This is a genomic window from Micromonospora sp. RP3T (assembly GCF_003027925.1).
Classification (GTDB): Bacteria; Actinomycetota; Actinomycetes; order Mycobacteriales; family Micromonosporaceae; genus Micromonospora.
In genome coordinates this window covers 85,841-111,054 of sequence record NZ_PYPS01000022.1, presented here as the reverse complement: position 1 = coordinate 111,054, position 25,214 = coordinate 85,841, and the positions used below count along the sequence as shown (strand labels likewise).

The following is a 25,214-nucleotide window of genomic DNA, read 5'->3' as shown; positions in this document are numbered from 1 at the left end:
TGGTCTCTGTCACGAGGAAGTGGGAGTCAGTCATGAGCGACGTCTCGGCGGCACTGGGTGTGCGCCTCTACCCGGATCTGGTCGAGCCCGGCGGTCTGGCTCCCGCGCTCGCGCAGACCGCGACCGCCCACCAGCTCGACGTCGGGCGGGTCAGCGCTCCCGAGCAGGGCCGCAGCCGGTTCACCTGCGCCGAGCTGACCTCCGAGCGGGGCGTGGTCTGCGTCAGCCTCGGCGCCCAGGCCCGCTACTTCATGATCGACCTGCGGGTCGACGGCGACGTGCAGGCCCGGGGGGACGCCACCGACCTGCTCCAGGTCGCCCAGGTGGCCGACGCCTGGCGGTCCGGCACGACGCTCACCGACCTCACCGCCCGTTTCCCCTTCATGGAGGAGATCAAGCGCCACCCGGTGGCCCAGGCCGGCTAGGGCCGGTGGCCCGGCCCGCGTCAGCGGGTGAGGCCGACCGCCGTCGCCAGGTGCGCCACGCCGGCCGGCGCGGGTCCGCCGCGCGCCACCTCGGCCAGCACGGTACGCGCCGCCGGCCGCATCCGGACCTCGGCCGGCGCGAGCCGGTCGGCCTCGGTCAGGGCCCGGCCCGCCCGCAGCAGGTCACCGATCTGGAGGTACGCCCGCGCGGCGTCGACCAGGTGCGCGGCGCGGTGCTCGACGGGCAACCACCGCCAGCCCTCCGACCGGATCGCCGTCTCGTGCCGGGTGACCGCCTCGGCGCCGTCGCCGAGTTCGACAGCCACCGCCACGTGTGCCACCTGCACGGCAGCCGGCCCGAACCCATCGAGGTGGGGGTCGAGCCGGTCGTCGGCCCGCCCGGCGATCCCGGCGGCCACCCCCAGCCACTCCGCCGCGCTGCGCGCGTCGCCGCAGGACGCCGCCGCGAGCGCCGCCTCGACCCACAGCGTCCCGGCCAGGGCCGCTCCGCCGGGCGACGCGTCGCGCGCCGCCGGGGCACCGGTCCGGTTCGCGGCGGCGATCGTCACCGTCGTCGCCAGCCGCCCCCGCCCCGTGGCGCGCAGCGCCTGCCCGAGCGGCACCGCCGCGACCGCCGTCCACCTCGGCTCACCGGCGGCCACCGTCACCGCCCGATCGGCGGCCAGCCAGGCCAGATCCGGCTCGCCGAGTTTCACCAGCACCGACGCGGTGATCCGGTACGCCCGCACCAGCAGCCCGCCGGCGCCGTCCCCGTCCCCGGCGTACGCGGCCCGGGTCGCGTCGAGCAGTTCCGGCACCAGGCGCAGCACCTGCGGATAGCGCGCGTGCCGGTACGCCGACCACGCATGATCCACCCGTCGGCCCAGCTCGTCCGTGGACGTCGAATCCCGGTGGCCGGAACCGGCCGGGAACAGGTCGTAGCGGGCCAGCGCCGCGCGTACCCCGTCCACCCCCTCGTCGCCAAGGGCCGGCGGCGGATCCTCCCGGCCGAGCAGCGTCGCCGGTTCCACCCGCAGCACCCGGGCGACATCCTGGATGACGGAGAAGCGGTCCAGGGCGCGTACGCCGCGTTCGACCTTGTCGACCCAGCTCTTCGACTTGCCCAACCGGTCGGCCAGCATCTGCTGGGTCATCCGACGCCGGACCCGCCACTGCGCGACGCGGCGGCCGACCGGCACGTCACCGCCGGTCATGCCGCCGGTCCGGCACCGCCCGGGTCGTCTCCTCGACCGGTATCCGGTCCGCCTCGGCCTGCGCGAGCAGCCGCTGCCGCGCCGCCTCCCGCTCGGCGGCCTGGATCTGCTCACCCCGGTCGACTGCCGGCTTGTCGCCACGCTTCTGCATCGCCACCTCCATCGGCGGTGGCGCGTCGCGCGCCACACCGCCACAGGCTGGCGTGACTGAGGGTAATCAAAAAGGTGCGGAAGGTGCGATCCGAAGATCGTGAAGTCATCCACTCGGACACGGTGTACCAGTCACCGCGCACAACCCATCAGCTCGGCCAGGGCAGCCAACTCGTCCGTCATCGCCCGGCGGCGTCCGGTGGCGATGGTGTCCACGATGTCCCGCGCGTACCGCTGCTGCCGCAGCCAGGTCGGCGCCGTGTCGCGCAACTGCGTCAACACCGCTGTCGCTTTCCCGTAACGCCGCAGATCCGCGTACGCCCATGCCAGGTCCAGCCGATGCCGTCGCCACGCCGATGTGCTGAGAGTGGGCCCCGGCGGCACCGTCGCGGACAGCTCCAGCACCCGATCCGCCTCGCCGGCCACGGCTGCCGCTTCCGCCCGCTGCATCTGCACCTTGGCGCTGTCGAATCCGCCGACCAGCATCAACTGATCCGCCGCCGGTACCCGATCACCGATCCGTACCGCGGCGGCAGCGGCGACCCCGATAAGGTCGGTCACCTCGTCCGGCCGGTTGTCCCGGGACCGCGCGGCGGCGGCGCTCAGCAGCAACCACCCCCACGCGGCCAGATCGCCCGGTGTCGCCCGGGACAGCCGAGGTTCCACCTCGTCGGCGGTGGCCACCGCCAAGTCGGCCGCCTCGCTGATCCGGCCTTGACGCATCAGCGACCAGCACATCGTCCGGATGACGGTGGCCGCGACCACCCGGTCTCCGGAGCGCTGCGCGGCGTCGAGGGCCCCCGAGAGCGCGGTCTGCGCCAGGTCGTCGGCCCGAAGCTGGATCAGCAGACCGCCGGCCAGGTGATACGTGCGGGCGAGCAGGTCGTGCGCCTCGGCCTGACGCTCCTCGCCGACGAGATCGACCGCCGCCCGCACGTTGACCACTAGCGGCGGCACCACCCGTAACGCCATGGCGTAGTCGCCGGCGTTGTAGACCCGATCGGCGGCGTGCAGATTCCCGCGCAACGTGTGGAGGCCGGGTGGCTCGCTCGACGGCACCACGAACGGAGCACCGTCGATTCCCCGGAGCGGGGCGATGACCCGGCGGATCTCGGCCAGCGACAGCGACCGGTGACCCGGCTCGCCACGCGCGGCTGCCTGCGACGCGTCACCGAGCAACGCGGACGTCGACACACCAAGGGCCCGCGCGAGCGCATGCAGCGTGTCGAGGCGAGCCGTGCCCCGGCTGCCCTGCTCCAGCTTCCGGATCACCTCGACACTGACCCCGGAACGCTCGGCGAGCTGCTCCTGCGTCAGCCGCGACTCGCGACGAAGTCCGGCGAGACGCTCCCCGACGGTGGGTTCAGCCATGCCACCTCCCGCTGCCGCAACGACCGACCGCCCCTCGACGCGCGGACGGATGAGCGGCCACTTCGGACCGTACACCGGTCTGAGCTGTGCGTGACGTCCCGCGCAGGCGGGATCGACTCCGCTACGCCGACGTGGTGGCATCACGCGGCTGGCCATGCCGCTACTTCGGCGAAGTGGTGTCGATCAACGCCCTCGTGAATATCGCGTTGCCGGCCGCATGCCGCGGTCGTACCGTGAACGGGCAACCTCAACCGGTTCCAGCCGCAAGGAGAGCCCCGTGTCGCAGCGGAATCGCACCCGAGCCGAGCGGCCCGTGCCGCGCGCCGGTGCCCTGCTGCCCGAGCCGGGCCGCGGTGGCCGCCGGGAACAGCGGTGGCGACCGGGGTGGTGGCGCGTCTAGCGCCGACGCGACGATCCGCGCGAACCGCCCGCCCCAGACCGGAGCCGGGCGGTTCTCCGTGTCCGGGGCGCGCTCCGGCACGGACACCAGCACCGCCCGGGACGTCCGTCCCGGCACGGGCCGTTGGAGCAAATGGGCAGCTCACCCGGTTCTCACCCGGGAGGCTACGGGTTCGAGTCCCGTACGGCCCACATCCCACGAACAAGGAGACGATCATGGGTTTCACCCCCCTGGCCGGTACCCGGGCGCCGGTCCGGGTCTGGACCGATCCGTACGCGATCGAGGCGCAGGCGGCCCGGCAGCTGCGTAACATCGGCGCGCTGCCCTGGGTGCAGGGCGTCGCGGTGATGCCGGACGTGCACTTCGGCAAGGGCGCGACGGTCGGCTCGGTCATCGCGATGCGGCAGGCCGTCTCGCCGGCCGCGGTCGGCGTGGACATCGGCTGCGGCATGTCCGCGGTGCGCACCTCGCTCACCGCCGCCGACCTGCCCGACGACCTCGGGCCGCTGCGGTCGGCGATCGAGGCGGCGATCCCGGTCGGGTTCGCGATGCGCGACGACGCGGTCGACCCGCGTCGGGTCCGGGGTCTGGAGCAGGCCGGCTGGGTCGACTTCTGGCGTCGGTTCGGCACGCTCGACCGGAGGGTGGCGCAGCTCGAGACGCGGGCCCAGCGGCAGCTCGGCACGCTCGGCGGCGGCAACCACTTCATCGAGGTATGCCTGGAGCAGGGCGGCCCGGACGACGGCCGGGTCTGGCTGATGCTGCACTCCGGTTCCCGCAACATCGGCAAGGAGCTGGCCGAGCGGCACATGGCGGTGGCGCGCGGCCTGCCGCACAACACCGACCTGCCCGACCGTGACCTGGCGGTGTTCCTGTCCGGCACGCCTGAGATGGACGCCTACCGCCGGGACCTGTGGTGGGCGCAGGAGTACGCGCGGCGCAACCGGGCGGTCATGCTGGCGCTGCTCTGCCAGGTGGTCCGGGACGCGTTCCCGCGGGTCGGCTACGACGAGCCGATCTCCTGCCACCACAACTACGTGGCGGAGGAGCGGTACGACGGGGTGGAGGTGCTGGTGACGCGGAAGGGTGCGATCCGGGCCGGCGACGGCGACCTGGGCATCATTCCCGGCTCGATGGGCACCGGCTCGTACGTCGTGCGGGGCAAGGGCAACCTCGACGCGTACTGCTCGGCGTCGCACGGCGCGGGGCGGCGGATGTCGCGGGGGCAGGCGAAGCGGACGTTCAGCACGGCCGACCTGGCCGCGCAGACCGCCGGCGTGGAGTGCCGCAAGGACGCCGGTGTGGTCGACGAGATCCCGGCCGCCTACAAGGACATCACCGAGGTGATGGCCCAGCAGGAGGACCTGGTCGAGGTGGTCGCCCACCTCAAGCAGGTCGTCTGCGTGAAGGGTTGACCGGCGGGGCCGGCGTCGAGGGGGCGCCGGCCCTACCGGGTACGCCGGGCGACGCGCACGGCGACGGCGACCGCGCCGATGACGAGCAGCGCGGACAGGAGCTGGAGGCCGGGGGAGTCGTCGACTTCCCCGTACCCGAAGCCGGCGACGCCGAGCGCGACGGCGAGGACCGCCAGGGCGGTGAGTGCGTGTCTCATGCCTCCTCCCCGTCGGCGACCCATTCGAGCAGGTCGCCGGGTTGGCAGTCGAGGACCCGGCACATGGCCTCCAGGGTGCTGAAGCGGACGGCCTTGGCGCGGCCGTTCTTCAGCACCGCGACGTTGGCCGGGGTGAGCCCGACCCGCTCGGCGAACTCGCCGACGCTCATCTTGCGTTTGGCCAGCTCGACGTCGATGCGGACGACGATGGGCATCAGATCACCGCTTCCATGTCGGTGCGCAGCGTGGTGGCCTGCCGCAGCAGCGCGCGCATCACCACCATCAGCAGCCCGAGCACGCTGACGCCGGTGGTGAGCAGGAACAGCAGCAGCGGCAGCCCCGGGTCGTCCGCGTGGAACCCGACGTATCCGAAGACGGCGACCAGGCTCGCCCAGGCGGCGGCGACGGCCCAGACGATCCCGTCGACCCAGGCCAGGGACGCCTCGGTGAAGATGCGGTCGGTGCGGACCAGGGTGAGCAGCTGCCAGGTGCACACGATCACCACCTGCACGCAGAGGACCCAGAACACGGTCACGGCGGTGGCCGGCCAGCGCAGGTACGCCATCTCCGGATCCTCCCGGGCCAGGTGCGCGAACTGGCCCGGCAACGACATGGTCTGGAACAGCAGCAGAATGCCGAACAGCAGGACGAGGAAGGCACGCAGTGCGGTCACCGCACGCTCGGTAGTCACCATGAATCGACTATCGCTCGGAAGCTATCGAAAGTCAATCGGTTCAGGGTCAGTCGTGCACCGGATGCTCGGCCTGGAAGGCGAGCCGGTGGTCCGCGCCGGCGGCCAGGTCGGCGAGCACGTCGTCGAGGTCCAGGAACGTCTGCCAGGGCGCCTGCCCGGTGATGTCGGCGAGCCGGTCCACCACGAGCTGCTCCAGGTCGGTGACCCGGCGGCCCTTCCACACCTTGTCGGCGAGGCTGACCAGCAGATCCTCCAACTGCACGCCGGGGGAGTGCCAGGCGGCGTGGGTGACCGCGAAGCGGGCCCGCTCCTCGGGCACGCCGAAGCGCAGCAGCAACTGGTAGCCCGCCTCCTCGTGCGCGGAGCCGGGACCGGTCAGCTCGGCCGGGTGCTCGACCTTGCCGAGGTCGTGCACCGCGGCACCGAAGAGCACCGCCTGCCGGTCGAACGGCACCGCGGCGAAACGTTCGGCGAACGCGGCGGTGAGGTGCCAGGCGACGTCGTGCACCAGCCGCAGGTGCGCGCCGAGCCGGGGCGGCGCGGACAGGGCGGCCAGCAGCTCGACCGCCACCCCGGGCAGCGGGAGCAGCGGCGGGTCGCCCGGTTCGGTCAGGGCGCGGCGCAACGCGTCGGAGGTCACCGGGGCGAGGGTACCGGGCGTCAACGCCGCTCACTCCGGGTCCTGACCGAGTGGCCGACGGTGAACGGTCCGCTCGCCCGATCCCGGCGCGTTCGTCCGGTCAGGAGGGTGGAGCGATGTCTACCACGGGGGATTTCACATGATCGAGTTGACTCGTCGTACCCTGCTGCGCGCCGCCGCGCTGACCGGCGCCGCCGCCGCGACCGGGCTGGCCGGCGGGACGGCCGCCGCGACACCGGCCGCCGCCGCCGAGATCGTCAACGGGCCGTGGCTGGTCAGCGTCGGCTGGGGCGTGCGCCAGGTCGACCCGGGCCGCACCACCCCGCGGTGGCTGCTGGAGGACGGCGACAACGCCAAGACCTCACCGGACGGCCGGTACGTGGCCTGGGTGAACACCGCCCGGTCCGGCGACGGCACGCTGGAGCCGTATGTGGCGGTGTACGACCGGGTCACCGGGCAGCGGCGCACGCTGCTCGCCGACCCGTTCGGGGTGCACTACGGCGCGCCCACCTGGTCGCCGGACGGCCGGGAGATCGCCCTGGTCACCGGCGCGCAGGACGACACGCTGATCGCGGTCGACGTGGCGACCGGCGCCGCCCGGGTGCTGGCCCAGGGGCACGTCATGCGGGACCCGGACTGGTCCCGCGACGGCTCCATGATCGTCCTGCACTGGCTCAGCCGCTCCGAGGGCTGGCAGTTGCGGGTGCTGGAGCTGGCGACCGGCACCGTCCGGCGGCTCTACGCGCCGCAGGCGGGAGAGCGGGTCAGCGGGCCGGTGTTCACGCCCGACTCCCAGCGCGTGGTGTTCTGCACCACCCGCTGGTATCCCGACCGGGACACCTACAACCAGTCCCTGGCGTCGGTGCGGCTCGGCGGCACCGGGTTGAAGCAGCTCACCGACCAACCGCGGTTCTACCTGTCGCCGGTCTTCTCCCCGGACGGCCGGTACTGCGCGGCGCTGTCCATCCCGCCGGAGAACACCGAGCCCGACGGCGGCAACATCATCGTCTCCACCAGCGGCTTCGGTGAGCCGTGGTGGATCCCCGGCGACGAGTACGACGACTCCTCCCGGCTGGACTGGGCCCGGGCGCTCACCACGGAGGTGCCCGCATGAGCGCGATGAACCGTCGTGCCCTGCTGCGCGCCGCCGCGCTCACCGGCGCCGCCGCCGCGACCGGCCTGGCCGGAGGGCTGGTCGCCGGTGCGCCGGCCGCCGCCGACGTGGTGAACGGGCCGTGGATCGTCACCGGCCCCGGCGTGCTCCAGATCAACCCCGGCCGGACCACCCCGCAGGTGCTGCTCTCCCAGGGCAACGCCGCGACCGCCTCACCGGACGGCCGCCACCTGGCCGTCCTCGGTCAGAAGCCCGGCCCCGCCTTCGACCCCACCCTCGACGTCCACGACCGGGTCACCGGGGAGAGTCGCACGCTGATCACCGATCCGTTCGGCGTCCACTACGAGTGGCCGACCTGGTCCCCGGACGGCACCGAGATCGCGCTGCTTGTCGACCGGTCCACGTTGATCGCGGTGAACGTGGCCACCGGCGCTCGCCGCGTCCTCGTCGCGGGCCACGACATGGCGCGACCGAACTGGTCCCGCGACGGCTCGCTGATCGTGATGGAGTGGTCGAGCCGGTCCGAGGGGCGCCAACTGCGGACCCTGGAGCTGGCCACCGGCAAGGTGCGGCGGATCTACCAGCCCGACCCGGGCGAGTTGTTCGGCTGGCCGGTCTTCACCCCGGACACCGGCCGGGTGGTGTTCGTGAGCAACCACTGGACCCGCGACGTCGACGTCTTCGGCGGCTCGCTCGGCTCGGTGCGCGTCGACGGCACCGGTCTGAAGCGGCTCACCGACGAACCGCGCTTCTTCCAGTCGCCGGTGTTCTCCCCGGACGGGCGCTACTGCGCGGCGCTGTCGGTGCCGCCCACCAACCCGGAACCCGACGGCGGCAACATCATCGTCTTCACCAGCGGCTTCGGCGAGCCGTGGTGGATCCCCGGCGACGAGTACGACGACTCCTCCCGGGTGGACTGGGCGCGGGCCATCTGACCCGCCCGGACGACGCGGCGGCCGGACCACGGCCGCCGCGTCGGTGTATCCGGGGTGAAGATCCCGGCAACCGGGCGCGCGCGGTGCGAGGCTTGGGGTGGACGCCGCCGACGGGGCCGGCGACCGCTGTGGAGGGTGCGATGGCCGAGCCGCCGACCGGGACTTCGGCGCACCGCGCGCAGGCGCACGGCCGGCACGCCAACCATCACAGCTACCACGACGGCGCGCAGGTCGACGGGTACGTCGACGACCCGTACCACCGGGTGCGCCGCGCCGTCGCGGCCCGGCTGATGGCCGACGGGGTGACCGGCGACGGACCGGTGCTGGAGCTGGGCTGCGGGTCGCGCGGCATGCTCGACCCGGCCGCGCTGCCCGGCCCGCTCGTGCTGGCCGACATGGCCGAGACGGCGCTGGGCACCGCCCGGCGGGCGGCCGGCGGGCCGGCGCTGCCGGTCTGCCTGGACGCCACCCGGGGCCTGCCGTTCCGGGCGGGCAGCTTCGCCGGGCTGCTCGCCGGCGAGCTGATCGAACACGTCTACGACCCGCTGGCGTTGCTGCGGGAGTGCCACCGCGTGCTGGCTCCGGACGGCCTGTTGGTGCTCACCACCCCCAACCTGGCCCCGGTGCAGGACCGGCTGGCCTTCCTCGCCGGCCGGGCGCCGCGCCAGGTCGACCCGCTGCATCCCTACCTCTGGCTGCACATCCGCCCGTTCACCGCGTCGCTGCTGCGGCGCACGCTGCGTCGCGCCGGGTTCCTCCCGCTGGCGATGCGCTCCAACGAGGTCGGCTGGCGGCTGCCGGGCGGACGCTGGATCGCCTCGCGGTGGCTGGCCCGGGCCGCGCCGGGTCTCGGCGGGTCGCTGATCTGCGCCGCCCGGCGACGCGGCACACCGCCGCCACCGGCGAAACGGGGCGTGATCGCGCATTGACAAAGGGCTATCATGGAGGCTCCGTCGTCGACCGGGGGATGTCATGGCGCGCCTGCTCGGCTGGGTCGTCAGCAATCTCGACGCGTTCATCGGTCTGCTGCTGGCCGTCACGGTCGCCGTCCTCGGCCTGACCAACACCGTCAGCCAGGACGTGGTCAACAGCGCCATCCTGCTGGTCCTCGGCCTGCTCGCCCAGGCGGTGCTGCGCGACCGGCTGCGTCGCCGGACCGCCGAGCAGGAGGTCCGGCAGGTCATGGTGGACGTCCGGGCCCGGCTCACCGACCTCGTCCCGCCGATGGCCGCGCTCACCGGCCCGGAGGGCGCGCTGACCCGCTCCCGGGAGGCGATCCAGAGCGCCTCCATGGTCCGGGTGCTGCACGGCAGCGAGGTCGGCCAGGCGCTCGACGAGGCCCGGCAGCACACCGACCAGTGGCACTTCAAGGGCGGCACCGGCACCTACCTGCGCGCCGTCACGCTGCCCGAGTGCCTGAAACACGCCCGCCGCCGCAACGCCACGCTCAGCCTCGCCATCGAGATCATCGACCCGACCGACGAGGAGGTCTGCGAGCGGTACGCGTGGTTCCGGCGCAGCCTGGAAGCCGACGAGCCGACCGAGCCGAAGGAACCGTGGACGGTCGACCGCACCCGCAAGGAGTCGTACGCGACGGTGCTCGCCGCCTGCTGGCACATGCAACGCTCCGGCCTGCTCACCGTCGACATCCGGCTCTCCGCGCAGATGACCACGTTCCGCTACGACCTCTCCTCCTCCTGTGTGGTCATCACCCAGGAGAACCCGCAGACGCCGGCGCTGCGCATCGACCGTGGCGAGGTCTACTACAACCGGTTCAACATCGAACTCGACTACAGCCGCCGGCAGAGCCGCCGGGTGCCGATCGAGTCCGCCGGGCAGGTGCGCCTCGACGACGAGCCGTCCGTCGAACAGGTCCGCCGGCTGCTCGCCGCGCTCGGGCTGACGCTGCCCCGGTCCTTCGGGGACCGGGAGGTCGGCGAGATCGTGCGCAAGGCCCTCCAGGCGAGGAACCCGTACGCATGACCAGCTACGCCGACCTGGCCCGCGAGATCGACCGGGGCACCCGGCCGGAGCTGCTGCGCGACTGGGTGCTGCACGTGCTCGCCGACGTCGCCGACGGGCGGCGACCACTGCGGGCGGTCCGGCACCCGCTCGGCTTCACCTGCCTGCCGGTGGAGCGCGACGGCCCCGACGGGATCTGCGTGCACGCCTGGCCGGCCGACCCGCCGCCGGTGCGCCCCACCACCTCGGCCATGCACTCGCACAGCTGGGACCTGCTCAGCCACGTGCTGCACGGCACGGTCCGCAACGAGCTGATCGACGTCACCGACGCGCCCGCCGACCCCTCCTGGCGGATCTACGAGGTGCACAGCCTCGGCGAGGTCGACGAGGTGGCCGCCACCGACCGTCTGGTCACCGCGATGACCGCCACCGTGGAGACGCACACCGCCGGCGACTCGTACGCGCTGCGCGCCGGTGGCTTCCACACCTCGGAGGTGGCCGCCGGCATGCCCGCGGTGACCGTGGCGCTCGGCCGGACCACACCCGGCGCGTGCGACCTGAGCCTCGGCGCGGTGGACGGGCGCAGCCACCGGGTCCGCCGGGACCGCTGCGACGCGGCGGAGACCGCGCGGATGGCGCGGGAGATCGCGCGACTGGTGGCACGGGGCTGACTGGCTGGAGGAGCCGTGGACGTGGAGCCGAACAGAGGCGGGCCCGACCTGCGCGACGCGCACCGGTTCGCGGTGGACGCCGCCCGGGCGGCCGGCCGACTGCTGCGCCGGGGCATCCGGGGCGAGGTGCACGCCCGGGCCAAGGACGACTCCGGTGACCTGGTCACCGACCTCGACCTGGCCGCCGAGCGGTTGATCGTCGACCGGATCCGGGCCCGCTGGCCGGAGCACGGGGTGATCGCCGAGGAGGGCGGCGAGTACGCCCCGGACACCACCTGGGCGTGGCTGGTCGACCCGCTCGACGGCACCAACAACGTGGCGATCGGCCTGCCGGCGTACGTGGTGGGCATCGCGTTGTGTGAACGCGGCTCGCCGGTGCTCGGCGTGGTGCACGACCCGGTCACCGGCCGGACCTGGTCCGCGCTGCGCGGACACGGCGCGTTCGTGCACGGTGCGGACCCGGCCGGCCGTCCGCTGCGTACCGCCCACCGGCCGGTGCCGGCCGCGCCGGTGCTGGCCTGGACCCAGGGCCACGGCGTACGCCGCGACGACAGCACCGCCCGGGCGTTGAAGGTCGTCCTCGACACCACCGCCCGCCGGGTGCTGCAACTGTGGGCGCCGCTGCTGTCCTGGGTGATGCTGGCCCGGGGCGACATCGACGGCATCGTCGGCTACCGCCCGGAGGCGGTCGACCTGCCGGCCGGGCTGCTGCTGGCCGCCGAGGCCGGCATGGTGGTACGCGCGCTCGACGGCGGCCCGTTCGACGACCGCTACGGTTGCCCGGCCGACCGGCGCAGTTTCGTCGCCGGCCCACCGGAGACGATCGACCGGCTGGTCAAACTGGTCACCGCGGCGCAGTGGATCGAGCCGCAGGTCCGCCAGCTCACCCCGATCAGCCTCGGCACGGTCGGCTGGTGAACCGGGGCGCCAGCGGAATCCGGTAGCGTCGCGCCGATGGCCGCCAGACAGCTCAAGCTCGGTCTCCGGGTCCGCGACCTGGACCGCTCGCACCGGCTCTACCAGCGACTCGGCTTCCGGCAGATCCCGCAACCCGACCAGCCGCACCTGCGCTACCTCACGTTCGGCCACACCTGGCTGATCCTGTCCGACCTGCACCGGCACGGGCACCACAACGCCGAGCGGGAACGCGCCACCAAGGACGGTCCGCCCGGTCTCGGTGTGGTGCTCACCGTGCCCACTCCGGACCTGGACGCCACGTACGCGCTCTGGCGCGACGAAGGGCTGCCGGTGACGCTGGAGCCGGAGGACGTGGGCTGGGCGCGCATCTTCTACGGGCTCGATCCGGACGGCTACGAGGTCATGTTCGAGCAGTTCCACCCGCCGGCCCGTCAGGGCTGACCCGCGCCGGACCGCAGTCGCCCGGCCAGGAACTCGTCCCAGGTCCGCACGCCCCGGGTCGCGCCCGGCCGGGCCAGGTTCGCCCCCTCCCGGTACACCCGCCCGGCCCGCCCGGGCAGCCGCACCGGCAGTCGCAACCGGCGCCGCCCGGTGGCCGCCAGGTAGCCGGCCAGCAGCTCGTCGAGGCCGTGCGTGGCCGGGCCGGCCAGATCGGGCACCAGGCCGGCGGGCGCGCCGAGCGTCAGGTCGACCAGCCGCGCGGCCACCTCGGCGGCGTCCACCGGTTGCAGCCGCAGGCCACCGGGGACCGGCACCATCGGCAGCTTCGTCATCGTGGTCAGCATGGTCAGCACCAGGTCGTGGAACTGCGCGGCGCGCAGCACCGTCCACGGCAGGCCGGAGTCGGCGACCGCGCGTTCGGCGTCGTGCTTGGACCGCAGCCAGGCCAGCGGCACCCGGTCCGCGCCGATGACGGAGACGTGCACCAGGTGCGTCACGTCGGCGCGCCGGGCGGCGCGGACCAGGTTGGCGGTCGCCCGGTCGTCGCCCTTGGCGCCGCCGGCGAGGTGCAGCACGGTCGCCGCGCCGCGTACCGCCGGTTCGAGGTCGCTGTCGGCGAGCAGGTCGGCGGTCACGTGGGTGACACCGTCGCCCGGTGCGCCGCCGCGGCGGCTGAGCACCCGGACCGGGTGGCCGGCCGCGCGCAGCAGCGGTACGACGTGCCGGCCGAGCGTGCCGGTGCCGCCGGTGACCAGGATGGGTGCCTGCATGATCGTCCTCCACGGGTCGGTTGCCGTACCGACCCGGGGAGACCGTCCGACGTGACCGATGTGACCGGCGTCACCTGTCGTCACATCGTCGGGGCGTCCCGGGTCGCAACGGTGAGCGAGAGGGAGGCCACGATGGACGGGACCACCGGACCGGCGGCGCGGTTCGAGCGGGAACGGCCCCGCCTGCGCGCGGTGGCCTACCGGCTGCTCGGCTCGCTGACCGAGGCCGAGGACGCCGTGCAGGAGACCTGGCTGCGGCTGGCGCGCGCCGACGTCGACACGATCGACAACCTGGACGCGTGGCTGACCACGGTGGTGGCCCGGATCAGCCTGAACACGCTGCGCTCCCGTGCCGCCCGCCGGGAGGATCCGCTGGACGTACGCCTGCCCGACCCGATCGTCGAGACGCCGCCGGACGCGGACCCGGCCCACGCCGTGGTGCTCGCCGACTCGGTGGGGCTCGCGCTGCTGGTGGTGCTGGACACGCTCAACCCGACCGAGCGGCTCGCGTTCGTGCTGCACGACATGTTCGGGGTGCCGTTCGACGAGATCGCCCCACTTGTCGGCCGCTCACCGACGGCGGCCCGGCAGCTCGCCAGTCGGGCCCGGCGTCGGGTACGCGGCCGGGCGCCCGCCCCGGACCCGGACCTGGCCCGCCAACGGGCGGTGGTGGACGCGTTCCTGACCGCCGCCCGCGAGGGCGACTTCGAGGCGCTGATCGCGGTGCTGCACCCGGACGTGGTGCTCCGCTCCGACGGCGGGACCGCCCGCGCCCGGCACACCACCGTGCTCACCGGCGCGACCGAGGTCGCCGCCCAGGCCACCACGTTCGGCCGGCTCTTCCCGTACGCCCGGCCGGTGCTGGTCAACGGCGCCGCCGGCGTGCTGGTCGGCGCCGGCGGCCGACCGCTGTCGGTGATGGCGTTCACGGTCACCGGCGGCCGGATCGCCGCCGTGGACGTGATCGCCGACCCGCACCGGCTGGCCGCGCTCGGCCTCGCCGACTGAGCGGCGTCAGGGGGCCACCACCAGGTTGGCCATGTCGACCAGCGGCCGGAAGCCGAGGCGGGCGTAGAGCCGGTTCGACGTCGGGTTCGCCTGGTCGGTGAAGAGACACACCCGGCTGCCGTCGGCCCGCAGCCGCCGGCTGACCTCCGCGACCGCGTTGCCGGCCCATCCCCGCCCGCGCTGCTCCGGTGGCGTGTAGACCGGTCCCACCCGGGCGACACCGAAAGCCGGGGGATTCGCGGCGGTCAGGTGCACCGGCCGGCCCGCCTCGTCGGTCCAGAACCAGACCCGGCCGCCCCTGATGCGGTGGAGCAGGTCGGCCCGGTCGGGTGCCTCGTGGGCACTGGCACCGCGTGGTCGGCCCGCCTGCTCGTCGGCGTCCGCCAGGAACGCGCCGAACCAGGCCTCGACCAGGTCGACGTGGTCCTCTCCGGCGACCGTCAACGCGCCGGCCGCCGGCGTGGGAGGCACCAGCGCGTCGAGTTCGTGCAGCCGGGTGTGCTGGGCCACCTCGACCCGGCCGCCGCCGAGCCGCGCCACCTCGGCGGCGCAGTCCCGCGCGGCCGGCAGTGCGCCGTTGATCGCCGACACCGTCTCGCCGCGTTCGTGCCAGGCCCGGGCCAACGCGACGGCCGCCTCCGCCGGCATCGGCAGCAGGAACGGCGGACGCGGCGGGAACGGCGCGGTACGCATCCCCGCGCCGACCACCGCGCCCGAGGCGTCCCGGACCACCAGCCACCAATCGTCCGCCGGCACCTCGTCCCCCTCGGCCCGGCGGGCCGCCATCCGGTGCGCCACGGTGGCGACCACGGTGTTGACCACCGGCTCCGCGGCCAGGTGGCCGCCGGCAGCCTCGAGGAACTCTCCCGGATCGGTGCAGAAGTGCAGGGTGGCGGTCATGCGGGCACGCTAGCGGATGGCGCATGAGCGACCGCAGCGGTTTTCCACCGTGCCGGAACCGGCGTTCAGGCCACGGCCAGCTCGGCGAACCACTCGCCGCCCGTCGGATGCAGGTCCCGCTCGGACAGCCCGGCGGCCGTGGCCGGGGGCCGTGCGCCGCCCGGGTGTCCAGTCGGCCCAGCCGAAGCTGGGCCCCAGGCGCCGGCCGGAGACCACGCGCGCCTGCCCCTGCCACGTGCCGCCGCCGGGTGTGCCAGCCCGGCTCACCGGGTGCCGTCCCTGCGCGTGACCCGTGTCGGATCGGCCGCGGCCAGGATCTGTTCGGTCACGTCGGCGAGGCGTCGCGCTGCGACGGGGTCGAGGGTCTTCAGGTCGAGCGGCACGGGCCTGCCGCGGTCGACTGCCGTCAACGGGGCCGTGGGTGGCGAGTCGAGAAACTCGTGCACCGGTGCGACCGCCCGTGCCACGGGCCGGGCGGCAACCGAGGCGAGAGTCTTGATGACGGTACGAACCAGGGGGTTGACCTGCTCCATCACGGAATCGCCGCTGCGGGTGAACCCGGGGTGGTAGAGAACGTAGGGAACCCGCTCACCGAACCGGCCCGCCATCGCCACTCCCAGGAGATCGTTGGCACGTGCTGCCTGGAGTTGCGCCGCGATGGTGCGATATCGGGTCCGCAGTTGCAGATCGTCCCAGTTGATCTTTCCGGAGGTGAGTCCGACGCCGGCGATGTTGACAATCACCGGCTGTGAAGCGATCGACAGCGCGGGCATCAGGCCGTGGCCCAGGAGGTAGCGGCTCAGGTAGTAGAGAGCGAAGGTCGATTCGAATCCGTCGCTGGTCTCGACGCGCTGAGGAGACTGGCGGTTCGCCGCCAGCACCAAGCCGTCGACGGTCCGGTAGGTGGCCGCGACATGATCGATCACCGCCTGGTTGCCGGCGATCGTGCTGAGGTCGGCGGCCAGGAACTCGACCCGGTCACCGGCCTCGGACGCCGTGGCCTCGGCGAGCAGGGACTCGCCCTTGGCCGGGTTGCTCCCGATCGCGAGGACCCGGTCGCCGCGTGCCGCGCGGCCGAGCACGATGCCTCGTCCCATGCCGTCGCTGCCTCCGGTGACGACAACGGTCCGGCCCCGCGCTGCCGCATCGGGGCCGGCGCCGTCGTGATGGGTGGCCATCTCTTCTCCCTGGTTACTCTTGGTAAGTACCCCCATCATCGGTAACCCCGCTGGATCGCGGAAGAAGGCAGTTTGATGTCAGCAGCGAACACCGGTGTGCCTGCCCCACTCGACACCCCGTTGCCGAGCCCGGTGCCCGGGGACGAGCACGATCAGTGCCCGGTGACCGACGTCCTGCGCCGCATCGGGGACAAGTGGACAGTGCTCGTGGTGGTCCTGCTCGGGCAGCGACCGCATCGGTTCAACGAACTTCGCCGCGGCATCGAGGCCATCAGTCAGCGCATGCTCACCCGTACGCTGCGCGGGTTGGAGAAGGACGGACTGGTCCACCGGAAGGTCTTCGCGACGATCCCGCCCAGTGTCGAGTACCGCCTCACACCCCTCGGCAGATCCCTGTTGGAGCCGCTGTCGGGCCTGGCCAGATGGGCCGTCGAGCATCAACCAGCCATCGCGGCCAGCAGACGCGTCAACAACCTCCCGCCCCGTACCAGCTGACGGGCGGCGCATGAGCGGCCGTAGCGCCGCTCCACCGCGCGGGGATCGGCGGTCAGGCCACGGCCAGCTCGGCGAACCACCGGCCGCCCGCCGAGCGCAGGTCCCGCACGGACAGCCCGGCGGCCGTGGCCGGGCCGTGCACCGCCCGGGTGTCCAGCCGCGCCCAGCCGAAACTGGGCCCTCGCCGCCGGCCGGAGACCACGTGCGCCCGGCCCTGCCAGGCGCCGCTGCCGGGCGGGTCCACCTCGACCAGCACGGTGCCGTCCGGGTGCAGCAGCTCCCGGCACCGCCGCAGCAGCCGCGCCGGGTCGCCGCCGATGCCGATGTTGCCGTCCAACAGCACCACGTGCCGCCACCGGCCCTCGGCCGGCAGCGGGTCGAACAGGTCGGCGCGCACCGCGACCGCGCCGCGCGCCCGGGTCAACGCCACCGCCCGCGGGCAGACGTCGACGCCGAGCGCGGCCAGACCGGCCCGGGCGAGCGCCGCGGTGAGCCGGCCCGGCCCGCACCCCAGGTCCAACGCCGGGCCGTGGCAGCGGGCCACCACCGCGGCGGTCGCCGCTTCCGCCGGGCCGTGCCACCGTTCCACCGGCAGCCGCCGGCGAACCCCGTCGGCCTGCACCAGCCAGTGACTGCCGACGCGCTCGCGCAGCGCGATGCCGAAGGCGTCCACACCGGTCGCGCTCGCCGGGCCGGTCCCGGTCGGCGACTGGCGGGCCCGCAGGCCCGGCCCGGTTGTCGCGCTCGCGGGGCCGGCGCTCATCGAACCGCCTTCGGTCGACGATCGGGCGACACCGCCACCAGGGCGGGTCGCAGCGCGGCCACCTCGCGGGCGAACCGGCCGTCGGGCGCGCCCCGGGCCACCGCGCGGGCGTCGACCCAGTCGTCCACGTCGCGCAGCGTGGGCAGGGCACCCACCCGCAGGCCCGCGTCGCACAACGCCGCGTAGGTGAGCCGCCCGGTCTCGGCGGTGGACATCGGCACCGCGCGCAGCGCCGCCGCCCGACGCGGGTCACGCAACCCCAGTGCCCACCAGCCGCCGTCCGCCGCCGGGCCGAGCACCGCGTCGACACCGGGCGCGGCCAACCGGCGTACGCCGTCGGCGAGCAGCACCGGCGTCACCTGCGGGGTGTCCATGCCGATCTGGAGCACCGGCCGCCCCGGGTACGCGTGCGCCACGTCGGCGTGCGCGTGGGCCAGCCGCTCGGCGAGGCCGTCGCCCCGCTGCGGCAGCACCGGCCAGCCGGCGACCGTGGTGGCGAGGTCCGCGCCGTCCTCGGCGTCGGCGAGGTGCCCGGCCAGCGCCAGCACCGGCGTCACGCCTTCGGTGGCGGCGACCGCGTCCAGCGTGTCGCGCAGCGCGGCGGCGGCGATCCGGGCCGCCTGCGCCGGGGTGGCCGGTGGGCAGAGCCGCGTCTTCACCGCCCCCGGCACCGGGGCCTTCGCCACCACCAGCAGGACGGTCACCGTCGGCCGTCCACACTGCGCAGCACGGTGAGGAAGTCACGGGTGGCCCGGACCGTGCCGCGTACCGAGCCGGACACCTTGGACTTCGTGCCGGCGGCGCGCGGGGCGTAGCGGACGTCGTGCTCGTGGATCCGCCAGCCGGCCGCCGCCGCCCGGATCATCAGCTCCAACGGATAGCCGAACGCCCGGTCGGTGACGCCGAGCGCCAGCAACGACTCGCGGCGGGCCACCCGGATCGGGCTGAGGTCACGCAGCGGCACCCCACGCTGCCGGAGCAGCGCGGCGACCAGCGCGGTCCCGGCCCGCGCGTGCCACGGCCAGGCGCCGGCCGACACCGGCCGGCGACGTCCCACCGCCAGGTCGGCCGTGCCGGCCGCGACCGGGGCGACGAGCGCCGGCAGCTCCGCCGGGTCGAACGAGCCGTCCGCGTCCAGGACGCAGACCAGCTCCGTCCCGGCGGCCTCCAGCCCGGTGTGCACGGCCGCGCCGTAACCGCGACGCGGTTCGCGTACCACCCGGGCGCCGTGCCGGGCCGCCACCTCGGGCGAGCCGTCCCGGGAGCCGTTGTCCACCACGATCGCCCGGTAGCCCGGCGGTAGCGCGTTCAGCACGCCGGGCAGGGCGGCGGCCTCGTCCAGGCACGGCAGCACCACGTCGATCTGTGTCCGCATGCCGCCGACGCTAGGCCGACCGCCACCCGGACGAGCCCTCGATCGTGCTTACGGAACCGTTACGAGCAGGCATTTCTTACCATCCCGTGACGGGCCGGCGGTTGCGGTCCCGGCCCGCCCCGGCCCCCCGTACCGTGCGGTCGTCATGAGATCCGCACCCACCCTGCGTCGCGACCCCGCCGCGGACCGGACCGGCTCCCCGCACCGGGGCGACCTGGTCGTGGTCGCGGTCGAGGCGGCGCTGCTCGCCGCCGCCGTCGTGGTCGGCCTGGTGCTCAACCGGCGTGGCGTGGGCCTGCACGCCGACGCGGCGCCGCTCTACGCCACCTGGCGTCCGCACGCCGGTTGGGGTACGCCGCTCGCGGCGTTCGTCGCGCTCGTCGTGCTCGGACCGGGACTGCGCTGGGCCCGGACCGCCCGATGGGGGCCGCTGCTGGCCGTCGGCTGGCTGGCCGCGGTGGCGTGGACGCTGGCGCTGGCCCTGGTGGACGGCTGGACGGCCGGGCTGACGCGACGGTTGACACCGCAGGCGGAGTACCTGCACGAGGTGCCCGGGGTGACCGACGTTCCCCGCATGCTGGCCGGCTTCACCGACCGCATCGTGGACTTCCAGCCCGACTCCTGGTCCACCCACACCGCCGGGCATCCGCCGGGCGCGCTGCTGGTCTTCGTCTGGCTGGACCGGGTCGGGCTGGGCGGGGGCGCCGCCGCCGCGCTGTGCTGCGTGCTGGTCGGCGCGACAGTGGTGGTCTCCGTGCCGGTCACGCTGCGCGCGTTGGGCGCCGCCGACGCGGCCCGGGCCGTGCTGCCGTTCCTGGTGCTGCTGCCCGGCGCGGTCTGGCTGGGTGCCTCCGGAGACGCGGTGTTCACCGGCGTGGTCGCCGCCGGGCTCGCGCTGCTGGCGGTACGCGGACCGCTCGCCGCGCTGGCCGGCGGTCTGCTGCTCGGCTTCGCGCTGCACCTGTCGTACGGGTTCGTGCTGGTCGGCGCGCTGGCGGTGACCGTGTTGGCGTTGCGGCCCGACCGCCGCCGGGCCGCCCTGCTCGCCGCGACCGCCGGCGTCGCGGCCGTCACGGCGCTGTTCGTGCTCTCCGGTTTCCGCTGGTGGGAGGGGTACGACCGGGTCGTCGAGCGCTACTACCAGGGCTGGGCGGCCGACCGCCCGTACGCGTACTGGGTGTGGGCGAACCTGGCCGCGCTGCTGCTCTCCGCCGGGCCGGTGCTCGGGCCGGCACTGCGCCGGACCGTCGTCGCGGCGCGCGCCGCCTGGCTCGCGACCGGCCCGGCCGGCATTCACCGCCCCGGGTGGACCGGACGGACCGGGTGGACAGGACGGACCGGGTGGACCGGGTGGACCGGGCGGCTGGTCGGGCTCGGGCCGACGGTGCTGCTACCGGCCGCCGCCGCGCTGGTGGTGGCCGCCGCCGACCTGTCGGGGATGAGCAAGGCCGAGGTGGAGCGGATCTGGCTGCCGTTCGTGGTCTTGCTGCTCGTCGCCGCCGCGCACCTGCCCCCATCGACCCACCGCCGCTGGCTCGCCGCCCAGGCCGTGACCGCCCTCCTCGTCAACCACCTCCTCCTCACCGTCTCCTGACCCCAACCCGCGCCGGAGGGCAGGCCGGTCAGGCGGGTTGGGGGGAGAGGGCGGCGGGGGAGCGGAGCGGATCGGTGGCGAAGGCCTTGACGCCGTCGGTGAAGGTGACCCGGGCGGTGTAGCCGAGCAGGTCGCGGGCGCGGGTCGGGTCGGCCACCACGTGCCGGACGTCGGCCGCCCGCGCGCCGCCGGCGATCTCCGGCGACGGGCCGCCCATGGCCTCGGCCAGCGCGGTCGCCAGGTCGCCCACGGTGTGCGGCTCGCCGGAGCAGACGTTCACCGGCACCAGGCCGTCCGGCGGCGGCGCGGTCAACGCCAGCAGGTTCGCCCGCGCCACGTCCGTGACGTGCACGAAGTCCCGCCGCTGCCGGCCGTCCTCCAGCACCACCGGGGCGCGACCGGCGGCCAGCGCCGAGCGGAACAGCGAGGCCACCCCGGCGTACGGGGTGTCGCGGGGCATCCGGGGACCGTAGACGTTGTGGTAGCGCAGCGCCCACACGCCGCCGCCGGTCTGCCGGGCCCACGCCGCGGCGTAGTGCTCCTGGGCGAGTTTGCTGGCCGCGTACGTGCTGCGCGGCTCCAGCGGCGCGTCCTCGGGCACCAGCGCCGGGGTGAGCGGGTCGCCGCAGCCGGGGCAGGTCGGGTCGTAGCGGCCGGCGGCCAGATCGGCGGCGCGGCGCGGGGCGGGACGCACCACGCCGTGCCGGGCACAGGTGTAGCGCCCCTCGCCGTAGACCACCATCGAGCTGGCCAGCACCAGCCGGCGTACCCCGGCGCGGTGCATGGCGGCCAGCAGCACCGCCGTGCCGAGGTCGTTGTGCCCGGCGTAGTCCGGCGCGTCGGACGGGTCGAGCCCGTGCCCGACCATGGCCGCCTGGTGGCAGACCGCGTCCACGCCGGACAGCAGCCGGTCCAGCAGTCCGGCGTCACGGACGTCGCCGACGGTCGGGTCGTGCCGCCGGGACCACTCCGGCAGCGAGCCGCCGTGTGCCTGCGGCAGCAGCGCGTCCAGGCAGACCGGCTCGTGGCCCTCGGCCGCCAGCAGGTCGGCGATCTGCGATCCGATGAAGCCGGCCGCGCCGGTGAGCAGTACCCGCATACCGGCCCACGCTAGGGCACCCGGGCCGGGTCGGCGGCCGGTTCACGTCCGACGTCAGCGGTCCGTAAGGGACGACGGCGGTAAGGCTTCGGTAATGCGGCAAACGCCGTCGCGGGCCGCCGGCGGCGTCTAGCGTCCCATCGCGTGACCACCGACGCCCCACCGCCGGTCGAGCCGGCGTACGCCGCGCCGGCCCGGCTCTGGCGCGCCCTGGACCGGCACCGTCCCCCGGGCGTCGACGCGGTCGACCGCGCCTGGCGCAGCCCGGTACGCGGACCGTGGCTGACCTCCGTGCTGGGCGCCGTGCTGCTGGCCACCCTGCCGCTGGTGATCGTCACCGGGCTGCTCGACTGGATCGCCTACGGCCCCCGCTTCGACCAGGCGTTCCCCCGGGACGTGGGGTGGCTGCACCCGCCGGTGTTCGACTGGCCGACCCGGCCGGCGTGGCTGTTCCGGGTCACCCAGGGGCTGCACGTGACGCTCGGGATCGTGCTGGTGCCGGTGGTGCTGGCCAAGCTCTGGTCGGTGGTGCCGAAGCTGTTCGCCTGGCCACCCGCCCGTTCCGTCGCGCAGGTGCTGGAACGGCTGTCGTTGCTGCTGCTGGTCGGCGGCATCCTGTTCCAGAGCGCCACCGGGCTGCTCAACGTGCAGTACACGTACCTGTTCGGCTTCGACTTCTACACCGCGCACTGGTACGGCGCCTGGATCTTCACGGTGGCGCTGGTGGTGCACGTGGCCGTCAAGCTGCCCCGGCTGGTGACCGCGCTGCGCGGGCCGGGCTTCGCGCGTACCCCGCTGGCCCGGACCCGGCCGGAGCCGGCGGACCCGGACGGCCTGGTGGCCCGCCGCCCCGGCCCGGCGACGATGAGCCGGCGCGGCGTGCTGGCGCTGGCCGGCGGCGGCGCGTTGCTGCTGGCCGCGCTGACCGTGGGGCAGGGCGTGGACGCGTTGCGGGGGACCGCGCTGCTGCTGCCGCGCGGCCGGCGGATCGGCGACGGGCCGACCGGTTTCCCGGTCAACCGCACCGCCGCCGCGGCCGGCGTCACGCCGGACCGGACCGGGTCGGGCTGGCGGCTGACGGTGCGCGCCGGCGACCGGACGGAAACGCTCGACCGCGACCGGCTGCTCGCGCTGCCGCAGCACACCGCCACGCTGCCGATCGCCTGCGTGGAGGGCTGGTCGACGTCGCAGACCTGGACCGGGGTACGCCTGCGGGACCTCGCCGCGCTGGTCGGCGCCGCGGAGCCGGCCACGGCACGGGTCCGTTCGCTGGAACGCGGCGGGCTGTTCAGCCGGGCCACCCTGCACGGCGGCCAGGTCAGCGACCCGGACGCGCTGCTCGCGTTGCGGGTCAACGGCGTCGACCTGAGCCCGGACCACGGCTTCCCGGCCCGGATCATCGTGCCGGCGCTGCCCGGCGTGCACTGCACCAAGTGGGTCGAGGGGATCGAGTTCGATGGCTGAGCTGCGGCGGGCGTACGGCGCGGCGTGGTGGCACCTGGCGCTCCTGGTCGGTTGCTTCGCGGTGACCGGCTGGATCGCGCTGCGGCTGGCCGGCGAGCCGACCGCGGGGCGGATGCTGCTCTGGTTCGTCGGCGCGGTGGTCGCCCACGACCTGGTGCTGTTCCCGGCGTACGCGACCCTCGACCGGCTGCTGCGGCGCGCCGGCCCGGCGGTGCGCAACCACGTGCGGGTGCCGGCGCTCGGCTCGGGGCTTCTGCTGCTGGTCTATCTGCCGGGCGTGCTCGGGCTGGGGGACGGCACGTACTCGGCGGCCACCGGGCTGACGCCCGAACCGCTGCTGCGACGCTGGCTGGCGGTCAGCGCCGTGCTGTTCGCCGCGAGCGCGCTGCTCTATGCGGTCCGTCGGCTGCGCCACCGTGGACGCTGACCGCGAGGCGACCCGGGCTGGCGGGGGTATGCCCGGTGCTGCCCGGCAGGGCGAGCGGTTCCACTGGCTGCGGGTGCTCAGCGGCTGGCCGGCGTGTCGCGACGCCTCGGCATCGTCCGGTGAAGCGATATACCGCAGAGGCATAATTATGCCTCTGCGGTATATCGCTGGTACCGCATGCACTGTTCCCCGTCGTTACCCACGGTGACGCCGTGTATCTCTTCAGTCGCCCGAGCGGGCCGAGGCCGTCCGAACGGCCGGGCAGCACCGAGCCGGGCAGCACCGGGCCGAGCGGGCCGGGCGGGCCGCCGGAGGAGAGGGACGGGTCAGGCGCCGGGGCCGATCAGCAGCGCGGCCACCGTGCCCGCCGTGGCGAGAGCGGCCAGCGCGGCGCTGGTCGCCACGAACCGGCCCAGCGGCACCGCCACGCCGGCCGCCCGGCACCGCTCGTACCAGATCAGCGTGGCCAGCGACGCCCACGGCGTGGCCAGCGGACCCACGTTCGTGCCGATCAGCAGCGCCAGCAGTTGGGTGTGCCGGTCGGCGGCGATCACCGCCTCGCCGGCCACGTACGCGGGCAGGTTGTTGACCACGTTGCTGAACAGCGCGCCGACCGCGCCCGCCCGCAGCGCCCCCTCCGCGCCCGGATCGGCACCGATCAGCGCGCCCATCACGCCGTCCAGGCCGTGCCGGCCGATGGTCTGTACCACCAGGAACAGGCCGGTGACGAACACCAGCAGCCGCCACGGCACCAGCGCCGGCCGCAGCCGGTGCCGGGCGCGTGCCGCGAAGCCGGCCACGACGATCGCGGCGGCCACCCCGGAGGCGACGCCGATCTCCACCCCGGCCAGGACGCCGCCGACGAAGAGCAGGCAGGCGGCCAGCGCGGTGCGGTAGAGCAGCCGGTCCGGCGCCACGTACGGCGGCGGCGGGACGAACGGGTCGGCCCCGGCGCGGGCCGGTCGCCAGTACCACCACCACAGCAGCAGCATGGTGACCGCGATGGCGACGAGCTGCGGCCACCACATCCGGGCCGCCCACGGCACCGGGGCCAGGCCGATCCGGTCGCTGGCCAGGATGTTGGTCAGGTTGGACACCGGCAGCAGCAGGCTCGCGGTGTTGGCCAGCCAGACCGTGGTCATGGCCAGCGGCGTCGGCGGCACGTTCAGCGTCCGGGCCAGCGCGATCATCACCGGCGTCAGCAGCACCGCGGTGGTGTCCAGGTTGAGCGCGACGGTGGTGACCGAGGCGAAACCGACGCAGAGCCAGAACAGCGCCCGGAAGCTGCCCCGCGCGGTGATCGCCACCCGGGCGGCGAGCGCGTCGAACACGCCGGCCACCGCGGTCAGCTCGGCCAGCACCACCACCGTGCCGAGAAAGATCAGAATGGGCACGATCCGGCGTACGGTGGCCTCGGCGTCGGCGCGCGGGAGCAGGCCGGAGAGCACGCAGAGCACACCGACCACGGCCAGCCCGATCGCGATCCAGTCGAGCACGTGCAGCCGGCTCCGACGGGATCGGTCCGGCGCGGCGGACGGCGGATCGCCGACGGTCTCCACGAACGACGATCCTCGCACATCCGCCCCGACCGGTC

Annotated in this window: 29 protein-coding genes and 1 tRNA gene; 15 read left to right on the top strand and 15 right to left on the bottom strand. The window is 74.6% G+C overall.

Annotation, left to right across the window (positions count from 1 at the left end):
• Nucleotides 1-32: 32 nt before the first annotated feature.
• A complete protein-coding gene (locus C8054_RS18880; RefSeq protein WP_107158125.1) occupies nucleotides 33-425 on the top strand; it encodes a hypothetical protein in 393 nt (130 codons plus the stop codon).
• A 20-nt stretch (nucleotides 426-445) separates the two neighbouring features.
• Here the strand turns inward: C8054_RS18880 and C8054_RS18875 are convergent, their stop codons facing one another.
• The 3 genes from C8054_RS18875 to C8054_RS18870 all read right to left on the bottom strand — a co-directional run bounded on the left by C8054_RS18875 (nucleotide 446) and on the right by C8054_RS18870 (nucleotide 3,160).
• Complete coding sequence (locus C8054_RS18875) at nucleotides 446-1,639, bottom strand: helix-turn-helix transcriptional regulator (protein ID WP_107158124.1); 1,194 nt, start codon at nucleotides 1,637-1,639, stop codon at nucleotides 446-448.
• Nucleotides 1,626-1,826: a hypothetical protein gene (locus C8054_RS31740; RefSeq protein WP_146179934.1), complete on the bottom strand. Its 201-nt coding sequence runs from the start codon at nucleotides 1,824-1,826 to the stop codon at nucleotides 1,626-1,628. The genes C8054_RS18875 and C8054_RS31740 overlap by 14 nt, the downstream gene beginning before the upstream one ends.
• Nucleotides 1,827-1,921: 95 nt before the next feature.
• Nucleotides 1,922-3,160: a helix-turn-helix domain-containing protein gene (locus C8054_RS18870; protein WP_107158123.1), complete on the bottom strand. Its 1,239-nt coding sequence runs from the start codon at nucleotides 3,158-3,160 to the stop codon at nucleotides 1,922-1,924.
• A gap of 517 nt (nucleotides 3,161-3,677) precedes the next feature.
• Here C8054_RS18870 and C8054_RS18865 point away from each other — a divergent pair.
• Nucleotides 3,678-3,751: transfer RNA gene (locus tag C8054_RS18865), tRNA-Glu, on the top strand.
• Nucleotides 3,752-3,775: 24 nt separating this feature from the next.
• Nucleotides 3,776-4,975 carry an RtcB family protein gene (locus C8054_RS18860; protein WP_107158122.1) on the top strand — a complete coding sequence of 400 codons (1,200 nt, stop codon included), beginning with the start codon at nucleotides 3,776-3,778 and terminating at the stop codon, nucleotides 4,973-4,975.
• 32 nt (nucleotides 4,976-5,007) lie between these two features.
• Here the strand turns inward: C8054_RS18860 and C8054_RS32315 are convergent, their stop codons facing one another.
• Genes C8054_RS32315 through C8054_RS18845 form a run of 4 tightly spaced genes read right to left on the bottom strand, consistent with a single transcriptional unit; the run spans nucleotide 5,008 to nucleotide 6,506 of the window.
• Nucleotides 5,008-5,172: a hypothetical protein gene (locus C8054_RS32315; protein ID WP_199199839.1), complete on the bottom strand. Its 165-nt coding sequence runs from the start codon at nucleotides 5,170-5,172 to the stop codon at nucleotides 5,008-5,010.
• Nucleotides 5,169-5,387 carry a helix-turn-helix transcriptional regulator gene (locus C8054_RS18855; protein ID WP_107158121.1) on the bottom strand — a complete coding sequence of 73 codons (219 nt, stop codon included), beginning with the start codon at nucleotides 5,385-5,387 and terminating at the stop codon, nucleotides 5,169-5,171. The genes C8054_RS32315 and C8054_RS18855 overlap by 4 nt, the downstream gene beginning before the upstream one ends.
• Nucleotides 5,387-5,866 carry a DUF2975 domain-containing protein gene (locus C8054_RS18850; RefSeq protein ID WP_107158120.1) on the bottom strand — a complete coding sequence of 160 codons (480 nt, stop codon included), beginning with the start codon at nucleotides 5,864-5,866 and terminating at the stop codon, nucleotides 5,387-5,389. Before C8054_RS18850 ends, C8054_RS18855 begins: the two co-directional genes overlap by 1 nt.
• A 46-nt stretch (nucleotides 5,867-5,912) precedes the next feature.
• On the bottom strand, nucleotides 5,913-6,506 hold the full coding sequence (locus C8054_RS18845; RefSeq protein ID WP_107158119.1) for an HD domain-containing protein: 594 nt from the start codon (nucleotides 6,504-6,506) through the stop codon (nucleotides 5,913-5,915).
• 139 nt (nucleotides 6,507-6,645) lie between these two features.
• Here C8054_RS18845 and C8054_RS18840 point away from each other — a divergent pair, with 139 nt between their 5' ends.
• From C8054_RS18840 to C8054_RS18810, 7 genes are all read left to right on the top strand, one after another.
• Complete coding sequence (locus C8054_RS18840; protein ID WP_107158118.1) at nucleotides 6,646-7,620, top strand: LpqB family beta-propeller domain-containing protein; 975 nt, start codon at nucleotides 6,646-6,648, stop codon at nucleotides 7,618-7,620.
• Nucleotides 7,617-8,555: an LpqB family beta-propeller domain-containing protein gene (locus tag C8054_RS18835; protein ID WP_107158117.1), complete on the top strand. Its 939-nt coding sequence runs from the start codon at nucleotides 7,617-7,619 to the stop codon at nucleotides 8,553-8,555. The genes C8054_RS18840 and C8054_RS18835 overlap by 4 nt, the downstream gene beginning before the upstream one ends.
• 140 nt (nucleotides 8,556-8,695) lie before the next feature.
• Nucleotides 8,696-9,484, top strand: coding sequence for a class I SAM-dependent methyltransferase (locus C8054_RS18830; RefSeq protein ID WP_107158116.1), 789 nt, complete (start codon nucleotides 8,696-8,698; stop codon nucleotides 9,482-9,484).
• Nucleotides 9,485-9,527: 43 nt separating this feature from the next.
• A complete protein-coding gene (locus tag C8054_RS18825; protein ID WP_107158115.1) occupies nucleotides 9,528-10,538 on the top strand; it encodes a hypothetical protein in 1,011 nt (336 codons plus the stop codon).
• Nucleotides 10,535-11,188: a hypothetical protein gene (locus tag C8054_RS18820; RefSeq protein ID WP_107158114.1), complete on the top strand. Its 654-nt coding sequence runs from the start codon at nucleotides 10,535-10,537 to the stop codon at nucleotides 11,186-11,188. The genes C8054_RS18825 and C8054_RS18820 overlap by 4 nt, the downstream gene beginning before the upstream one ends.
• Before the next feature lie 21 nt (nucleotides 11,189-11,209).
• Nucleotides 11,210-12,106, top strand: a complete 897-nt coding sequence (locus C8054_RS18815; protein ID WP_233219716.1) for an inositol monophosphatase family protein — start codon at nucleotides 11,210-11,212, stop codon at nucleotides 12,104-12,106.
• A gap of 36 nt (nucleotides 12,107-12,142) precedes the next feature.
• Nucleotides 12,143-12,547, top strand: a complete 405-nt coding sequence (locus C8054_RS18810; protein ID WP_107158112.1) for a VOC family protein — start codon at nucleotides 12,143-12,145, stop codon at nucleotides 12,545-12,547.
• Here C8054_RS18810 and C8054_RS18805 read toward each other — a convergent pair.
• Nucleotides 12,538-13,317, bottom strand: a complete 780-nt coding sequence (locus C8054_RS18805; RefSeq protein ID WP_107158111.1) for an SDR family oxidoreductase — start codon at nucleotides 13,315-13,317, stop codon at nucleotides 12,538-12,540. The two genes, C8054_RS18810 and C8054_RS18805, sit on opposite strands and share 10 nt — an antisense overlap.
• A gap of 132 nt (nucleotides 13,318-13,449) precedes the next feature.
• Between C8054_RS18805 and sigJ the strand changes: the two genes are divergently transcribed.
• Nucleotides 13,450-14,325 carry an RNA polymerase sigma factor SigJ gene (gene sigJ, locus C8054_RS18800; RefSeq protein WP_107158110.1) on the top strand — a complete coding sequence of 292 codons (876 nt, stop codon included), beginning with the start codon at nucleotides 13,450-13,452 and terminating at the stop codon, nucleotides 14,323-14,325.
• Between the two features lie 6 nt (nucleotides 14,326-14,331).
• Here sigJ and C8054_RS18795 read toward each other — a convergent pair whose 3' ends face one another.
• The gene (locus C8054_RS18795) at nucleotides 14,332-15,225 is read right to left on the bottom strand and encodes a GNAT family N-acetyltransferase (RefSeq protein WP_107158109.1); all 894 of its coding nucleotides are present in this window, start codon (nucleotides 15,223-15,225) and stop codon (nucleotides 14,332-14,334) included.
• 263 nt (nucleotides 15,226-15,488) lie between these two features.
• Complete coding sequence (locus C8054_RS18790; RefSeq protein WP_107158108.1) at nucleotides 15,489-16,403, bottom strand: SDR family NAD(P)-dependent oxidoreductase; 915 nt, start codon at nucleotides 16,401-16,403, stop codon at nucleotides 15,489-15,491.
• 75 nt (nucleotides 16,404-16,478) lie between these two features.
• Between C8054_RS18790 and C8054_RS18785 the strand changes: the two genes are divergently transcribed.
• Nucleotides 16,479-16,898: a helix-turn-helix domain-containing protein gene (locus C8054_RS18785; RefSeq protein WP_107158107.1), complete on the top strand. Its 420-nt coding sequence runs from the start codon at nucleotides 16,479-16,481 to the stop codon at nucleotides 16,896-16,898.
• 52 nt (nucleotides 16,899-16,950) lie between these two features.
• Here C8054_RS18785 and C8054_RS18780 read toward each other — a convergent pair whose 3' ends face one another.
• From C8054_RS18780 to C8054_RS18770, 3 genes are read right to left on the bottom strand one after another with little or no spacing between them, the layout of a single operon-like run.
• Nucleotides 16,951-17,661, bottom strand: a complete 711-nt coding sequence (locus C8054_RS18780) for a methyltransferase domain-containing protein (RefSeq protein WP_107158106.1) — start codon at nucleotides 17,659-17,661, stop codon at nucleotides 16,951-16,953.
• The gene (locus C8054_RS18775) at nucleotides 17,658-18,365 is read right to left on the bottom strand and encodes a DUF2064 domain-containing protein (protein WP_107158105.1); all 708 of its coding nucleotides are present in this window, start codon (nucleotides 18,363-18,365) and stop codon (nucleotides 17,658-17,660) included. The genes C8054_RS18780 and C8054_RS18775 overlap by 4 nt, the downstream gene beginning before the upstream one ends.
• Nucleotides 18,362-19,036, bottom strand: a complete 675-nt coding sequence (locus tag C8054_RS18770; protein WP_107158104.1) for a glycosyltransferase family 2 protein — start codon at nucleotides 19,034-19,036, stop codon at nucleotides 18,362-18,364. Before C8054_RS18770 ends, C8054_RS18775 begins: the two co-directional genes overlap by 4 nt.
• A 145-nt stretch (nucleotides 19,037-19,181) precedes the next feature.
• Between C8054_RS18770 and C8054_RS18765 the strand changes: the two genes are divergently transcribed.
• A complete protein-coding gene (locus C8054_RS18765) occupies nucleotides 19,182-20,630 on the top strand; it encodes a hypothetical protein (RefSeq protein WP_107158103.1) in 1,449 nt (482 codons plus the stop codon).
• Nucleotides 20,631-20,658: 28 nt separating this feature from the next.
• On the opposite strand, the gene C8054_RS18760 is transcribed toward C8054_RS18765, so the two are convergent.
• On the bottom strand, nucleotides 20,659-21,729 hold the full coding sequence (locus tag C8054_RS18760; RefSeq protein ID WP_107158102.1) for an NAD-dependent epimerase/dehydratase family protein: 1,071 nt from the start codon (nucleotides 21,727-21,729) through the stop codon (nucleotides 20,659-20,661).
• Between the two features lie 144 nt (nucleotides 21,730-21,873).
• Here C8054_RS18760 and C8054_RS18755 point away from each other — a divergent pair, with 144 nt between their 5' ends.
• Both C8054_RS18755 and C8054_RS18750 read left to right on the top strand, forming a co-directional pair.
• Complete coding sequence (locus C8054_RS18755; RefSeq protein WP_107158101.1) at nucleotides 21,874-23,193, top strand: molybdopterin-dependent oxidoreductase; 1,320 nt, start codon at nucleotides 21,874-21,876, stop codon at nucleotides 23,191-23,193.
• Nucleotides 23,186-23,620 carry a hypothetical protein gene (locus C8054_RS18750; protein WP_107158100.1) on the top strand — a complete coding sequence of 145 codons (435 nt, stop codon included), beginning with the start codon at nucleotides 23,186-23,188 and terminating at the stop codon, nucleotides 23,618-23,620. The genes C8054_RS18755 and C8054_RS18750 overlap by 8 nt, the downstream gene beginning before the upstream one ends.
• Nucleotides 23,621-23,946: 326 nt before the next feature.
• On the opposite strand, the gene C8054_RS18745 is transcribed toward C8054_RS18750, so the two are convergent.
• Nucleotides 23,947-25,179, bottom strand: coding sequence for an SLC13 family permease (locus tag C8054_RS18745; RefSeq protein ID WP_107158099.1), 1,233 nt, complete (start codon nucleotides 25,177-25,179; stop codon nucleotides 23,947-23,949).
• Between the last annotated feature and the right edge of the window lie 35 nt (nucleotides 25,180-25,214).